14 protein-coding genes are annotated in these 14,183 nt (G+C 65.1%); 4 read left to right on the forward strand and 10 right to left on the reverse strand.

Annotated features, from left to right (window positions below):
- Nucleotide 1: 1 nt before the first annotated feature.
- From U0988_RS09415 to U0988_RS09430, 4 genes are all read right to left on the reverse strand, one after another.
- Nucleotides 2-1,522 carry an XrtA system polysaccharide chain length determinant gene (locus U0988_RS09415; RefSeq protein WP_322292367.1) on the reverse strand — a complete coding sequence of 507 codons (1,521 nt, stop codon included), beginning with the start codon at nt 1,520-1,522 and terminating at the stop codon, nt 2-4.
- A 16-nt stretch (nt 1,523-1,538) separates the two neighbouring features.
- A complete protein-coding gene (locus U0988_RS09420; RefSeq protein ID WP_322292368.1) occupies nt 1,539-2,195 on the reverse strand; it encodes an XrtA/PEP-CTERM system exopolysaccharide export protein in 657 nt (218 codons plus the stop codon).
- Nucleotides 2,196-2,376: 181 nt separating this feature from the next.
- The gene (locus U0988_RS09425; protein ID WP_322292369.1) at nt 2,377-3,603 is read right to left on the reverse strand and encodes a pyridoxal-dependent decarboxylase, exosortase A system-associated; all 1,227 of its coding nucleotides are present in this window, start codon (nt 3,601-3,603) and stop codon (nt 2,377-2,379) included.
- Nucleotides 3,600-5,126, reverse strand: a complete 1,527-nt coding sequence (locus U0988_RS09430; protein WP_322292370.1) for an acyl-CoA ligase (AMP-forming), exosortase A system-associated — start codon at nt 5,124-5,126, stop codon at nt 3,600-3,602. Before U0988_RS09430 ends, U0988_RS09425 begins: the two co-directional genes overlap by 4 nt.
- Nucleotides 5,127-5,152: 26 nt before the next feature.
- On the opposite strand from U0988_RS09430, the gene U0988_RS09435 reads away from it, so the two are divergent.
- The 4 genes from U0988_RS09435 to U0988_RS09450 are packed head-to-tail and all read left to right on the forward strand — an operon-like array spanning nt 5,153 to nt 8,013.
- Nucleotides 5,153-6,151, forward strand: coding sequence for a GNAT family N-acetyltransferase (locus tag U0988_RS09435; RefSeq protein WP_322292371.1), 999 nt, complete (start codon nt 5,153-5,155; stop codon nt 6,149-6,151).
- A gap of 52 nt (nt 6,152-6,203) precedes the next feature.
- Nucleotides 6,204-6,548: an acyl carrier protein gene (locus tag U0988_RS09440; protein WP_322292372.1), complete on the forward strand. Its 345-nt coding sequence runs from the start codon at nt 6,204-6,206 to the stop codon at nt 6,546-6,548.
- Nucleotides 6,549-6,607: 59 nt separating this feature from the next.
- Nucleotides 6,608-7,237, forward strand: a complete 630-nt coding sequence (locus U0988_RS09445) for a hypothetical protein (RefSeq protein ID WP_322292373.1) — start codon at nt 6,608-6,610, stop codon at nt 7,235-7,237.
- Between the two features lie 11 nt (nt 7,238-7,248).
- Nucleotides 7,249-8,013 carry a hydrolase 1, exosortase A system-associated gene (locus U0988_RS09450; protein WP_322292381.1) on the forward strand — a complete coding sequence of 255 codons (765 nt, stop codon included), beginning with the start codon at nt 7,249-7,251 and terminating at the stop codon, nt 8,011-8,013.
- On the opposite strand, the gene U0988_RS09455 is transcribed toward U0988_RS09450, so the two are convergent.
- From U0988_RS09455 to U0988_RS09480, 6 genes are all read right to left on the reverse strand, one after another.
- Nucleotides 8,010-9,212 (reverse strand): class I SAM-dependent RNA methyltransferase, encoded by a 1,203-nt coding sequence (locus tag U0988_RS09455; protein WP_322292374.1) that lies wholly within the window; start codon nt 9,210-9,212, stop codon nt 8,010-8,012. The genes U0988_RS09450 and U0988_RS09455 overlap by 4 nt on opposite strands.
- Nucleotides 9,209-10,624, reverse strand: coding sequence for an NAD(P)H-hydrate dehydratase (locus U0988_RS09460; protein ID WP_322292375.1), 1,416 nt, complete (start codon nt 10,622-10,624; stop codon nt 9,209-9,211). Before U0988_RS09460 ends, U0988_RS09455 begins: the two co-directional genes overlap by 4 nt.
- Nucleotides 10,605-10,982 (reverse strand): hypothetical protein, encoded by a 378-nt coding sequence (locus U0988_RS09465; protein ID WP_322292376.1) that lies wholly within the window; start codon nt 10,980-10,982, stop codon nt 10,605-10,607. The genes U0988_RS09460 and U0988_RS09465 overlap by 20 nt, the downstream gene beginning before the upstream one ends.
- Nucleotides 10,969-12,690 carry a dihydroxy-acid dehydratase gene (ilvD, locus tag U0988_RS09470; protein ID WP_322292377.1) on the reverse strand — a complete coding sequence of 574 codons (1,722 nt, stop codon included), beginning with the start codon at nt 12,688-12,690 and terminating at the stop codon, nt 10,969-10,971. The genes U0988_RS09465 and ilvD overlap by 14 nt, the downstream gene beginning before the upstream one ends.
- A gap of 42 nt (nt 12,691-12,732) precedes the next feature.
- The gene (locus U0988_RS09475; protein WP_322292378.1) at nt 12,733-13,473 is read right to left on the reverse strand and encodes an N-formylglutamate amidohydrolase; all 741 of its coding nucleotides are present in this window, start codon (nt 13,471-13,473) and stop codon (nt 12,733-12,735) included.
- On the reverse strand, nt 13,470-14,183 hold a 714-nt coding region (locus tag U0988_RS09480), incomplete at its 5' end, for a 4-(cytidine 5'-diphospho)-2-C-methyl-D-erythritol kinase (RefSeq protein ID WP_322292379.1). The genes U0988_RS09475 and U0988_RS09480, both read right to left, overlap by 4 nt.

The raw sequence follows: 14,183 nt of genomic DNA on the forward strand, positions 1-14,183 counted from the left end.
CTCACGCGACCATGCCGCGCTGAACGAATTCCACCACGATCAGGATGATGGTAAGCCCGACCAAACCCGCCGCACCGGCAGCGAATTTGCGCAGTCGCCGCCGCTGCAATTCGCGCGCAGCTTCCGTCAACGAGGTCGAGATCGCCCCCAGGACGGGCAGGCCCAAAGCGCGCTGCAATTTCGCTGTTGTCGCGAAGGTGGAGCGCAGATGGCCGATCACGAACGCCCCGCCGATGCCCGCTCCGATCCCGGCAAACAGCACCCCGATCAGCAGCAGCGGCCGGTTGGGAGCCGCAGGAACGCGCGGAATGGTCGGCGGATCGATCACTTCGAAGCGGAACGAGCTGCGTTCGTTTGCCGCATCGCCGCGCAGTTTCAGCTGTTCGCGGTCCTTCAGCAATTCGTCGTAGCTTTTGCGCAGGACTTCGTAGTCGCGGCTGATCCGGTTTGCTTCTGCTGCCGCGGCAGGCTCGCTCGCCTGACTTGCGGTCAGGGCCGACAATTCGGACTGCAGGGCGGCCTTGCGCGCGACGAGCGACTGGACATTCGCTTCCCGTTCCGCCCGAATAGAAACCATCGAACTGTATGCCGGATTGGGAGTGCCGCCGGAATCCGGGCCTTCACGAGCGGCCTGCCGTTCGAGCAGCCCGATCTGGCGTTTCAGCGCGATGACATCGGGATGGCTGTCGGTCTGACCGCGGGACTGCGCGGAGGCAAGCTGCGACTTGACCTGCGCCAGCGCACCACGGGCTCCCCCAGCCTCCCCCGCCCCCGAAAGGGTGCGCGGTGTGCCCGCCAGCTGCCCGTTGATGGCCGCCAGCGCGCTTTGTGCCGCTGCGAGATCGGCATCGACCCCGCGGCTTTCGCTGAGCAGGTTCTGCAATTTGGCCGACAATGCGTCGCTGCCGCCGATCAGCTCGGGGTTCTGCGCCTCGAACGCCAAACGTTGCTGCTCGGCGGCTTCGAGGTCGCGCTTGCGGGCTTCAAGCTGCTGGTCGAGAAACACGATCGTCTCGGCCACGTCGCCGCGGTCCCCAGCGATGTTCTCCTCGCGGAAAATGTCGATCAGCTTCTGGATGACGTCCTGCGCCAGGGCGGCGTTTTCCGCGTCGGACAAATTGCTGTGGCCGACCTTGGCGGACAGTTCGAACAGGTTGTTTTCCTCGCTCTTGACCGTCACGTTCCTGGTCAGAGTGGCAATCGCATTTTCCATCGCGCGCGGGCTGGTGATACCTTCGCCCAGCCTGGTCGAGCGGACCACTTTCTCCAGATTGACCGAACTCGACAGCGTTTGGCGCACCCTGTTAATGTCGCGCTCGCCGTCGCCCGCAATGCCGATCTGCTCCGAAAACACATTGTCCAGCTGGACATAGATGCGCGCCTGCGATTCGTAGGAATTGGGGATCAGCGCCACCACCAGCCAGCCCAGGATGCACACACCCCAGGCGATGGCGAGCGCCAGCCATTTGCGGTGCCAGACCGAATGGGCTGCGGCTCGGAATTCCTCGAAGACCTCGTTCATGGCTGGTGCCGATCCGTCAGAACATGCTTTCCGGGATGATGATCACATCGCCCGGCATCAGCATCACATTGGCTTCGCTGGCACCTTTCTTGAGCAGGTCGCCCAGCCGGAGTGCGTATTCCTTCTGGCTGCCGGTCTGCTTGTCGAAGCGGATCAGCTTGGCCCGGTTGCCCGCGGCAAATTCGGACAGGCCCCCGACTGCGATCATCGCGTCGAGCACGGTCATGTTCGCCCGGTAGGGGATCGAGGCGGGCTTTTCCGTCGCCCCGACCACGCGGATTTGCTGGCTGAAGGTTCCCGCAAATTTGTTGACCATCACCGATACCAGCGGTTCTTCGATATATTGCGACAGTTGCAGCCGGATATCCTGCGCCAGCATCGACGGGGTCTTGCCCACGGCGGGCATATCGGTCACCAGCGGCGTGGTGATCCGGCCATCGGGGCGGACCTGGATTTTCTCCGCGCCCAGCTCGGGATTGCGCCACACATGGATGGTCAGTTCATCGAGCGGGCCGATGATGTATTCTTCCCCCGGCCCTTCCTGCATCGCCACGAAGGACGCAGGCGGCAACTGCGTCCCGCCGCCAGCGGCACAGCCGGACAGGGCGAGCGCCAAGGGGATCGAATAGATGGCACTGCCGGCCAGTGAAGCGGAAAATCTGGTACTGAGCATCGATGCGCGTCCTTGCCTGTGGTGCGGGCATCGGAACGGAGGCCGGGAGCGACCCGACATTCCCCACCCGCAGGTCAGACAGTCTCCCTCGCAATAAAGGGTGAATATACTGTTAGGATTTCCGGATTCGCGCCCGGTTTTGGGCCGCCAGTCCCGTTACGGGACAGGCCAGGGTCAAAGGTTAAACCAGCAGTTCCGCCGCCGGACCTTGTCCCAGGAATGCCGACGGTGACGCCGTGGCACCGTAAGCCCCGGCGCAGAACACCGCCACCAGATCGCCCACCTCGGCATGGGGCAATTGAGCCTTGTCCGCCAGCCGGTCGAGCGGGGTGCACAGGCAGCCGACCACGTTCACCTCTTCCTCCGGCTCGGCAGTGAACCGACTGGCGATGGCGAGCGGGTAATTGCGCCTGACGACGGTGCCGAAATTGCCCGATGCCGCGAGCTGGTGATGCAGCCCGCCATCGGTCACCAGATAGGTCTCGCCATGGCTGATTTTGCGGTCGAGAATCCGAGTCAGGTAAACACCCGCTTCGCCCACCAGATAGCGGCCTAGTTCGATGCACAGCTCCGTTTCCGCCAGCGTTTCGGGCAGGTCCGCAAACCGTTCGTGCAGCGCCGCGCCAATGGCAGTCAGGTCCACCGGCTTGTCGTTTGCGAAATACGGCACCCCGAACCCGCCGCCCATGTTCAGCTTCGGCACTGCCGCGCCGATTGCCTGTGCAAGCTGATCCGCGAGCGTCAGGACATTGCCCTGCGCCTCGATAATGGCGCCGGTATCGAGCGACTGGCTGCCGGTGAAGATATGCAGCCCGCGCCACTCGGCCCCCGCTGCGATCAGCTCCTTCGCCAGTGCGGGAACCTGTGCCTGATCGATCCCGAACGGCTTGGCCCCGCCGCCCATCTTCATGCCCGAGCCGCGCAATTCGAAATCGGGATTGACCCGCAGCGCCAGTTTGGGCGTGACGCCGGTCCGCTCGCCGATGGCCAGCGCGCGCCGCAACTCCCCGGCGGATTCGACATTCAGCGTCACGCCTGCGGCAATCGCGGCTTCCAGCTCCGCATCGCGCTTGCCCGGCCCGGCGAAGCTGATCCGCGCGGGATCGATGCCAGCCTCCTGCGCGATGACCAGCTCGCCGCCCGAAGCAATATCGAACCCGTCAACCAGACCGGACATGAGCTGCAGCACCGGCGCGAAGGGATTGGCCTTGATCGCGTAGTTGATCCCCAGCCGCGCGGGCATGGCAGCGCGCAGATCAGCCACCCGCCGTTCCAGCATGTCTCGAGAAAAGACAAACAGCGGCGTCGTGCCGGCGCGATCCGCCAGCGCGCTGGCGGTCTGCCCGCCGATTGCCAGCTCGCCGCCGATCGTCTCGAATCCCGGCGGAATAGGACCGAGCGGCTTCATGGCGTGATCTCAGCCTTCAGCGCGGCCCGGTCGATCTTGCCATTGGGGTTGAGCGGCATCACCTCGCGCCAGTGGATTACCTTGGGTTGCATGAAATTAGGCAGCTCCCTGGCCAGTATCTGTGCCAGTTCCGGCGTCCGGTCGCCAGCCCCGGCAGAAGCCCGCACCACCAGATGCACCGCTTGGCCCAGCCGCGCATCGGGCACGCCCAGCGCGGCGGCTTCCGCGACCAGCCCCGTTGCGCGCGCGGCATCTTCCACTTCCTGCGGACTGATCCGGTTGCCTGCGCTCTTGATCATCGCGTCCCGCCGACCGACGAAATACAAAAGGCCGTCCTCCGCCCGCACCACCCGGTCGCCCGACCATACGGCGGTTCCGCCATATTCGGATGCCGCCGGAGAAGGCCGGAAGCGTTCGGAGGTTCGCTCCGCGTCCTGCCAGTAACCTTGCGCCACCAGCGGCCCGCAATGGACCAGCTCGCCTTCCTCGCCCGGCGCGGCGATCTCTCCCGCATCATTAACCACCAGGATTTCCGCAAAGGGGATCGCTCGGCCCATCGATGTAGGGTGGCTGTCCACCAGCGCGGGATCAAGATAGGTCGAACGAAAGGCTTCGGTCAGGCCGTACATCGGAAACACTCGCGCATCGGGGAAGATCGTGCGGAGCGAATGCACCAGATCCGGGGTCAGCGCACCGCCGCTGTTGGTCAGGCAGCGCATCGCAGTGGTCGATTCCTCCGGCCAGTCCAGCTCCGTCAGCTGGAGCCACAGCGGCGGAACAGCGGCCAGCGTGGTGACCGAATGTTTCGCGCAGGCCTTTACCACATCGCGCGGCAGTAGATAATCGAGCGGCACCACCGAACCGCCTGCATACAACGTGCTCAGCAGCTGGTTCTGCCCGTAATCGAACGACAGCGGCAGCACCGCCAGCGTGACGTCATCCGCCTTCAGCCCGAGATAGTCCGCCACGCTGACCGCACCGAGCCACATATTCGCATGGCTGAGCATCACCCCCTTGGGCATTCCGGTCGATCCGCTGGTGTAAAGAATGGCGCAGAGATCATCCGGATCAGCGCTCGAAGGCGGCAGATTGCCATCATGGGCAGCAACCGCGTCCCACACTTCCGCTTCGTCCAGCATTGCGCAATCCGCCGGAACGTCACCTTCTTCGAAAGAGGCGAGCCGCGCTGCGGTACCGAGCAGCAGCACAGACCCGCTGTCCGCCAGTATGTGCGCCGCCTGCGCACGTTTCAGCAGCGGGTTGATCGGCACGTGGACCAACCCGGCGCGCGCTGCTGCCAGCGGTAGCAGACAGGTCAGCTCGCCCTTCGCCGCCCAGCTCGCGACACGCGCCCCCGGTTCGGGCAACCGGTGCGCCAGCCATGCAGCCAGCGCCGCGACACGGGTTCTTAATTCCCCATGGCTAAGGGTCCTGCCGCGCAATACCAGCGCAGGATCGTCTGCCCGGCCGCATTCGGCAAGGTGGTCAATCGGCCTGGTATCAGTGTAGTGCGCAGGCGGCATCAGTGCTCCGGAAAGGACGTTTATCGTTGGTTGCGGTCAGCTATCACGACACCGTTGAATTTCTGCAAGGGCCGATTGCGCCCGGCGAATACCGCCAGGCTGGTCCATTCGACCGGGTGGAATGGTTCCGGCTGCTGGCCGAGGGCGGTATCTCGCCCCTGCTGGTGGAAGCAAGCAAGGACGGCGAGTGCCTCGCGCTTCCGCTCACGCGCACGGACAGCGGGTTTGAACCGCTGGTCAATTGGTACAGTTTCCACTGGCGCCCGGTGATGCGCTGCGATGGTCTGGGAACGTTTTTGCTGGTCGCCGCCGCGAAGGACCTGCGCCGCCAGTCGCACCGGGTAACGCTGTGGCCCTTGCCCGATGAAGACGGCACCGCGTCCCGGCTCCAGCACGCCTTTCGCGAGGCTGGCTGGCACGTCGAGCGCAGCCAGTGCGATCATAATCACATCCTCCACGTGGATGGACGCAGTTTTGCCGAATATTGGGCCGCCCGCCCCGGCGCGATGCGCACGACCCTGAAACGCAAGGCGAAGAAAGTCGCGGTAGAACTCTTCGATCGCTTCGATCCCGCTGCATGGGCCGCCTATGAACATATCTACGCCAGTAGCTGGAAGCCGGAGGAAGGAAATCCCGCGCTGCTGCGCCAGTTTGCACAGGCCGAAGGCGCGGCCGGACGTCTGCGGCTGGGGATCGCCCGGCACGAAGGCATTGCAGTCGCGGCTCAATTCTGGACGGTCGAAAACGGCGCCGCCTATATCCACAAACTCGCCCATCTGGAGGAATACAAGGCCCTGTCCGCCGGAACCACGCTCAGCGCCGCGATGTTCGAACAGACGATCGACCGGGACCGGGTCACGCTGATCGATTTCGGCACTGGCAACGACGCCTACAAGACCGACTGGATGGAGGAAGCCCGCCCGCGCTACCGGCTTGAGTGCCTCGATCCCGCCCAGCCCCGCGCCTGGCCAGTGCTGGCGCGCAGAATGGCGGCGCGGCTTGCGCGGGCGTTCCGGCAAAGCTAAGGGCGCACGGTTTACCGCAGGGTAAAGCGCAATCGGAAGGGATTTCCACCAGATGACAATCGACCCTGCAAAGGAACCGGTCGTCGCCCGCGAAGATGCACTCGCCCCCAGCCGGAGCGCGGTGGACGCGTTGCTGCGCGGTATCCTGTGCGATGTCCTTGCGCTGGATGCGGAACTGGTGGACACGTTCCACGGCGAAACCGGCCTGTTCGGCCATCTGCCGGAACTCGATTCCATGGCCGTCGCCACCCTGTTCACCGAAATGGAGGACCGGCTCGACATCCTGATCGAGGATGACGATGTCGACGGCGAAATGCTGGAATCCTATGGCGGCCTGCTGGCCTTCGCGGAAGCCAAGACGATCACCGGGCGCAGCGGCGCGGACACTTCGCTCTGAGCAATCGGGGATATACCAGCTGGCCCTGTCCGTTTGCCCATGGCGGGACTGCGGAAGAGATGGCGCTGGCCTTCGACCGGGGTCGGCGTCCCCGTCTGCTCGTGCTGCCCGCGCTGTTCGACGAAGCGAACAAGCTGCGCCGCTTGATCGCCGAGGTGATGCGCCGACTCGACCTGTCGGGGGTGGACAGCTTCCTGCCCGATTTCCCCGGCTGCAACGAAAGCCGGGAACCGCTTGAGACGCAGACGCTGGACGGCTGGCGCGGCGCAGCGCAGGCGGCAGCGGCGCATTTCGGAGCGACCCATGTGCTGGCGGTCCGCGCGGGCTGCCTGATTGCTCCGGCCGCCCTGCCCGGCTGGCGCTATGCCCCCACCACCGGCGCGAAAGTGCTGCGCAGCCTGCTGAGGGCGCGCACGATCACCGCGCGGGAAGCCGGACGCGTCGAGACGGTCGAGAAGCTGTCGGTCCTTGCCCGCAAGCAGGGGGTCGAACTGGCCGGATGGAAAATCGGGTCGATGATGTTTTCCGCCCTCGAAAAAGCGGTGGCCAATACCGACAGCCAGCAGGCCCTGATCGACCAGGGCGATATCGGCAAGGGCAGTCTGTGGCTCCGCGCCGAACCCGGTGACGATCCCGAACAGGCCGATATGCTGGCGGCGCTGGTGGCGATGGGAATGCTGCAATCATGACCCGGCTTCACATGACTTTTCCTTGCGCGAGCAGCAGCTTGGCTGGGACACTTGATACAGCGAGTGGGTCCAGCGGCCTGCTGATTGTCACCGGAGGCAGTGAAATCCGCTCGGGTGCCTATTCGGGCCAGGCGCAGCTCGCCGCGCGGCTCGCCGAAGCGGGCTTTCCGGTGTTCCGCTTCGACCGGCGCGGCGTGGGGGACAGCGACGGCGAGGACCGCGGTTTCCGCGCCAGCCAGAACGATATCGCCGCGGCGCTCGCCGCGTTTCAGGCGATGGCCCCGAAAGTCGATCGGGTGATCGGTTTCGGCAATTGCGACGCCGCCAGCGCGCTGATGCTGGGCGGCGGAACCGGCTGCGACGGGCTGGTCCTGTCCAATCCGTGGGTGATCGAGGATGGGGATGCCGCTGCCGCCCCGCCTCCCGCCGCAATCCGCGCCCGCTACGCCGAAAGGTTGCGCAATCCGAAGGAAGTCGCGCGGTTGCTGTCGGGCGGGGTGAATTTGCGCAAATTGTCCCTCGGTCTGCTCGGCGCGATGAAACCGAAGCCCGCAGCAACTTCGCTGGCGCAAGGGATGGCGGCGGGTCTTGCAAGTTTCGAAGGGCCGGTCAGGATCCTCCTCGCAGCGCGAGACCGCACGGCGCAAGTCTTCGAAGCCGCGTGGGACGCCGGGGATGACCGGATTGCACGCTGCGAGAATGCCGGCCATTCCTATGCGGAACCCCATGCGAAGGAATGGTTATATCAGCAGCTGCTGGCCTCGCTGAAAGCCTAACCTTCCCTCACGAACAGGCTGGCGAGTTCCACATGGGTCGACCAGCGGAACTGGCCCACCGCGCGCAGTTTCTCCAGCCTATATCCCGCCGCGACCATCCGCGCCGCGTCGCGCGCCCAGCTGGACGGGTTGCAGCTGATATAGACTACCTTCGCCACCGTGCTCTGTGCCAGCAGCTCTGCCTGGTCTTTCGCCCCGGCGCGCGGCGGATCGAGAACGACAGCGTCGAAGCGGTTCAGTTCGTCCACCTGCAGCGGATTGCGGAACAGGTCGCGGTGCACCGGATGGACCGGCCGCTTTGCCAGTGCCGCCGCCGATTTGCAGGCAAAATGCATCTCCCGCGCCGCTTCCGCCGCTAGCACCTTGGCCGGATCGCACAACGCAAAGGCAAAGGTGCCGACACCGGAAAACAGGTCGGCGATGAAATTGCTGCCTGCCAGCCACTCGCGCGCGTCGTTTACCAGCGCCGCCTCGCCATCGGCAGTAGCCTGAAGGAAACTTCCGCTGGGGAAAGGCACTGCGACCCGGCCCATCATCATGGTGACCGGTTCGGGCTCCCACACGGTTTCGGGGCCATAGCCTTGATCCATGGTCAACCGCGCCAATCCGTTGTCGCGCGCGAAATCGAGCAGCGCCTCGGTTTGCTGAAGCCCCTCGATGGTCAGATTCTTGAGCGAGCAATCGACGCCTTGATCAGTCAGGGTCAATTCCGCATCGACCGAATATTTGCCCTGCCTGCGCGCCATCATCTGCCGCAGCGGAGCGACCAGCGCGAACAGTTCGGGGCGCAGGATCTCGCATTGCTGCATGTCGATCACCTGATGCGATCCCGCCTTGCGAAATCCCACCAGCGGACGCCCGCCAGCGTTCACGATGTGGAGGCTGGCGCGGCGGCGACTGCGCGGAGGCGAAAGGTGGGTGGTCAGCAGTTCGCCGGCCTCCAGCCCCTCCTTCAGCGCCGCATTAGTGACCCGCGCGGTCACGAAGCTGAGCAGCGTTTCCTCGTCGAGATGCTGGAGCTGGCACCCGCCGCATTCGGGAAAATGACGGCATGGAGGCTCCACGAAATGCGGTCCGCGCTGCACGCTGCCATCGGGCGCAACAATGTCCCCCGGCGCGGTGCCTGCAAAGTGGCTGCCGTCCGCGGAAACACCGTCGCCCTTGGCGGCAACGCGCAATATTACCTTCGATTCGCTCACAGGGTGGCTGCGTAAGCGCCCTTTACGTTCAGCGCCAGTTCCATCGCCGTAAAAGCGGGGCCAGCCTGCCGCGCGGCTTCGGCATGAAACCACACGGCCTCGCACGCCGCAGCGAAGGCGCCGCTGCCATTGGCGAGGCGGCTGGCAGCAATACCGGCAAGCACGTCACCGGTACCCGCGGTGGAAAGCCAGCTGGACGCGCGGTCTGCAAAGCCGATTTCGCCTTCAGGACTCGCCACCAAAGTATCGGCACCCTTGGCGACGACAATTGCGCCGGTTGCCTTTGCCAGAGCGCAAGCGCGCTCGACCTTGCCGCCGCCTCCATTAATGCCGAACGCCTTTTCCAGCACCGCCAGTTCGCCTTCATGCGGGGTGAGAATCAGGGGACTGGTGCGCCTGTTGAGCAGTTCCGGCTGGAGGATTGCCAGCCCATCGGCATCCAGAACTGTCGGCAAATCGCGCCCAAACGCCGCCCCCAGTCGGTCCGCTGCGGAATCGTCCCGGCCAAGGCCCGGCCCGACCAGCAGCGCGTCGATCCGCGTGTCGGACAGCGCATCGGTCAGCGTCCGGCTGTCCAGCACCAGATCGGCGGGCGCGCCAGGATGCGAATGCTCCGACAGCAGTTTCACATAGCCCGCACCGGAATGCATCGCCGACTGCGCAGACAGCAACGCCGCACCGGGCATGGCTCCGCCAACAATCGCCAGCAAGCCGCGCCGGTACTTATGCGCATCGGCGGCGGGAGGTGACAGCCGGGGCCGCGCAATCCGGTGCGCCGTGGCGGACGATGGGTCGACACCGATATCGACGAGCCGCAACGCGCCCATCCGGCTGGCCGCTGGCATCAGGAAATGCGCCCGTTTCCACGCGCCCAGTGCCACGGTCAGATGATAGTCGATCTCCGGCCCCAGCAGCGCGCCCCGGTCGCTTTCAACGCCGCTCGGCAGGTCGATGGCGATCCGGTAGTGATGACTTTCGGCGAGCCGGGATAGCGGCGCAGCCAGATCCGCAGAAATTTCCCGGCACAGCCCTGACCCGAATAGACAATCGACAAACACGTGGCCGGAAATGCCCTCAGAGTCCGTCGCAACGTCGCCCACATAACCGCCGCGCGCCCGCTGTGCGGCTTCGGTCTTTGGTTCTATCGGGGCGACCACCCGAACATCCAGACCGCGGGCGCGCAAAGTCTCCGCAATCACATAGCCGTCGCCGCCATTGTTGCCCGGGCCGCACAGCACCGTGACAGACCTTCCCGCCGCCATCCGCCAGACCCATTCCGCCGCGCCGCGCCCGGCGATCTGCATCAGTTGGTGCACATCGGTACCGGCATCGATCAGCGCCTGTTCCGCCGCGCGCATTGCGCTTACGGTCAGGACCGGATCAGGCTCCCGATCAGTCACCGGACCCGGCATTGTTTGCGGTTCTATCGGTTGGGGTAACCGGAAATCGGTACCGGTCCTGCGCCACGGCGATTTCGAGCACTCCGCCCGACAGACTTGACGCAGTAACGTCCGCGCCGTCGGCAATCACCAGCCCGCGACCGTCGGCAACCTGTTCGAACCGCCGGAAACCGCCATCGGGATGCCGCACGGTGACTATGCGGGTATCCCCGCTGGCGGTGCGTTCCACCAGGCAATCGGCGGCGAATTGTGCCCCCGCTCCCAAGGCGCATTCGATCCGCTGCGCCCCCGCCCCCGCCTGCGGCTGTTCCGCACCGGCGGAGCAGGCGGCGCAGGCCAGCAGCAGAGAAAGGGCGCTAAATGTCCGCATAGACATGGGTTTCCGCCGCGCCGCCGGGATGCGTCAACGCCCCCTTGCTGGCGGGGCCGACATTCTGCGCATAACGCCACAGTGCGCCCGATTGATAATCGTTCTGGCGCGGCTGCCATGCTTTGCGCCGCGCATCGAGCACTTCGGCATCGACCAGCAGGTCGATCGTCCCCGCCTCGGCATCGATGGCGATGACGTCGCCGTCCTCCACCAAAGCGATCGGGCCGCAATCGCTCGCTTCCGGGCCGACATGGCCGATGCAAAAGCCCCGCGTCGCACCCGAAAACCGGCCATCGGTGATCAGCGCCACCTTCTCGCCCATGCCCTGCCCGTAAAGCGCCGCGGTGGTGGACAGCATTTCGCGCATTCCCGGGCCGCCCTTCGGCCCTTCGTAGCGGATTACGACGACGCCGCCTTCCCTGATCCGGTGCGCCTTGACCGCCGCGAAGGCGTCCTCCTCGCATTCAAACACCTGCGCCGGGCCGGTGAACTGGAGCCGCGCCATCCCGGCAACCTTAACGATCGCGCCATCCGGGGCGAGACTGCCGCGCAGGCCGACCACGCCGCCGGTCGGGGTGATGGGGCTTGCCACGCTGTAGATCACCTTCTGGTCGGGGTTCCAGGTAATCTCATCGATATTCTCGCCCAGCGTCTTGCCGGTCACGGTCATCGGGCTGGGGTCGAGAAATCCGCCATCCAGCATGGTCTTCATCAGCATATACACGCCGCCCGCGTCGTGCATGTCCTTGGCCACATATTGCCCGCCCGGCTTCAGATCGGCGATATAGGGGGTCGACTTGAACATTTCGGCCACGTCGAACAGGTCGAAGTCGATGCCGCATTCGCTGGCCATGGCGGGCAGATGGAGCGCCGCATTGGTCGATCCGCCAGTCGCCGCGACGACACGCGCCGCATTCTCGAACGCGGCCCGCGTGCAGATGTCGCGCGGGCGGATGTTGTGCTCCAGCAAATACATGACCTGCCGCCCCGCTGCCATAGCAACCTCCTCACGCGATTCATACGGAGCGGGGGCCATGTTGCTGTTCGGCAGGGATAATCCGATTGCCTCCCCGACACAGGCCATGGTGTTGGCGGTGAACTGGCCGCCGCAAGCTCCGTGGCCCGGACAGGCGACCTTTTCGAGAGCGGTCAGCTGCGCCAGCGGGCAATTGCCGGCTTCGAACTGGCCGACCGCTTCGAACACATCGACCACGGTCACGTCATGATCGTGGAACCGGCCCGGCAGGATCGATCCGCCATAGACGAAGATGCTCGGCACATTCAGCCGCAGCATGGACATCATCATGCCCGGCAGGCTCTTGTCGCAGCCAGCGAAGCCGACGAGAGCATCGTAGCAATGGCCGCGAACGGACAATTCGACCGAATCCGCGATCACTTCGCGGCTGACCAGCGAGCTTTTCATCCCCTGATGGCCCATCGCGATCCCGTCTGTCACGGTGATGGTGTTGAACCGGCGCGGTGTGCCGCCTGCCTCGATTACCCCATTGCGGCAGATGTTGGCCTGGGCATCCAGAGCAGTGTTGCACGGCGCGCTGTCGTTCCCGGCGGAAGCGACTGCGACGAAGGGTCGATTGATCTCTTCCTCGGTCATGCCCATCGCATAATAATACGACCGGTGCGGCGCGCGCTCCGGCCCGACCGAGACATGGCGGCTGGGCAGGATGGATTTGTCGAAACGCTGAGACATAAGATTTCCTGTGGTAGGCAATTTTGGAAATATCCCCTGCCTCTACATGGCCTCCAGCGCAACCCTTTGAGCGACACCGGCCAAAAGTCTGGCCCAGCGCACATGATCGAGCGGCGTTGCGGCGAGATCCTGCCTTATCTCGATGCCGAGATAGGGTCGCCCGAATGCCTCGGCATGGCGGTTCATGGTGTAATTGAGGTGCCGCCCCGAATAGGGGAGATTGTCGCCCACATGTAGCCCAGCCTCGGCCAGCAGCGGCATGGCAATATTCGCGGCGCGGTCATCGGAATTGTAGAGCACGCCGACCTCCCAAGGGCGCCGCTCGTCCGAAGTTGCAAGCTGCGGAGTGAAACTATGGAGCGACAGGATCAACGCGGGCTCCGCCACTGCCAGCCACTGCGCCAAAGCGGTGTGATAGGGCCGGTGGAAACGGGTGAGCCGCGCCTCCCGGTCTGCTCCGGCGTTGCCTGGAATTCTATGACCGTCGCTGGTCTCCGGCACGAGACCGGCAGCTTCCTCCTCCCGGTTGAGATCGCAGACAAGGCGGCTGACGGCGGCGATATGCGCAGGAATTTCGTGATCGCGCGCGAGGATTTCCGCGATTGCCTCGGTGCCGATATCGAACGCCATGTGTTCGCCGAAAAGATGCGCCGGAATGCCTAGGTCGATGTCGTCCGGGATATGGTTTGATGCGTGATCGACGATGCAGACGATCCCGCCGCGCGTGGGGGTGCCAAGTTGTCGGAAGACCTCGTTCATAACCCCGGCGAATTGGTCAGTCACCGCAACCGCCTCGCCATCTGCCACCATTCGCGCGGCATGGCTGCCGCCGCCGCGTCGCGTGCCTTGATGCCTTGATAGAGCGCAAAACAGGTCGCGCCGGAACCGGACATGCGGGCTAGCAGCGGATTGGTTGCAGAAAGCGCCGCCAGCACTTCGCCGATCATCGGGCAGAGTGCGGTGGCGGGCGCTTCAAGATCGTTGCGCCCCTCCAGCGCGATATTGCGCGCGGTGCCCTCTGGCATGGCACCATGATCAGTCCCGTCCCAGGCCTCGAATACCGGCCCGGTGCTGAGCGGCACGCGCGGGTTGACCAGCAGAACGGGTGTGCCGGACAGGTCGTTCTCCACCGGCTCCAGCTCCGTCCCGGTTCCGCGCCCGACACAGGTGACGCTCTCGACACAGGCCGGAACATCGGCACCGAGCGCGGCGGCGCGCGCTTGCCAGTCCTCCGGCAATCCGTGCGTTTCGCGCACGAGGCGGAAGACCGCCCCCGCATCCGCCGAACCTCCGCCCAGACCCGCGGCAACGGGGAGATTCTTCTCCAGCGTGATCGCAAGGCCTTGGCGGCGCGGCAGCGCGCTGAGTGCCTTGGCTACGATGTTGTCGAACGCAAAAACCCCTCCCCCTTGAGGGGGTGGGGTGGGGTGGGGGTGGTCCGCCCTTTCCAATGTGGGAACCCCCGCCCCCAGCCCCGCCCCGCGGGGGGGGGG

Source organism: Allopontixanthobacter sp., assembly GCF_034376665.1.
In the GTDB taxonomy this organism is placed as follows: Bacteria; Pseudomonadota; Alphaproteobacteria; order Sphingomonadales; family Sphingomonadaceae; genus Allopontixanthobacter.

Excerpts from the sequence above, each read along its gene's own strand:
- U0988_RS09420 (WP_322292368.1), bottom strand. The coding sequence starts at position 2,195 with ATGCTCAGTACCAGATTTTCCGCTTCACTGGCCGGCAGTGCCATCTAT.
- U0988_RS09415 (WP_322292367.1), bottom strand. The coding sequence starts at position 1,522 with ATGAACGAGGTCTTCGAGGAATTCCGAGCCGCAGCCCATTCGGTCTGG.
- U0988_RS09460 (WP_322292375.1), bottom strand. The coding sequence starts at position 10,624 with ATGCCGGGTCCGGTGACTGATCGGGAGCCTGATCCGGTCCTGACCGTA.
- U0988_RS09445 (WP_322292373.1), top strand. The coding sequence starts at position 6,608 with ATGGCGCTGGCCTTCGACCGGGGTCGGCGTCCCCGTCTGCTCGTGCTG.
- U0988_RS09425 (WP_322292369.1), bottom strand. The coding sequence starts at position 3,603 with ATGAAGCCGCTCGGTCCTATTCCGCCGGGATTCGAGACGATCGGCGGC.
- U0988_RS09430 (WP_322292370.1), bottom strand. The coding sequence starts at position 5,126 with ATGCCGCCTGCGCACTACACTGATACCAGGCCGATTGACCACCTTGCC.
- U0988_RS09450 (WP_322292381.1), top strand. The coding sequence starts at position 7,249 with ATGACTTTTCCTTGCGCGAGCAGCAGCTTGGCTGGGACACTTGATACA.
- U0988_RS09440 (WP_322292372.1), top strand. The coding sequence starts at position 6,204 with ATGACAATCGACCCTGCAAAGGAACCGGTCGTCGCCCGCGAAGATGCA.
- ilvD (WP_322292377.1), bottom strand. The coding sequence starts at position 12,690 with ATGTCTCAGCGTTTCGACAAATCCATCCTGCCCAGCCGCCATGTCTCG.
- U0988_RS09465 (WP_322292376.1), bottom strand. The coding sequence starts at position 10,982 with ATGCGGACATTTAGCGCCCTTTCTCTGCTGCTGGCCTGCGCCGCCTGC.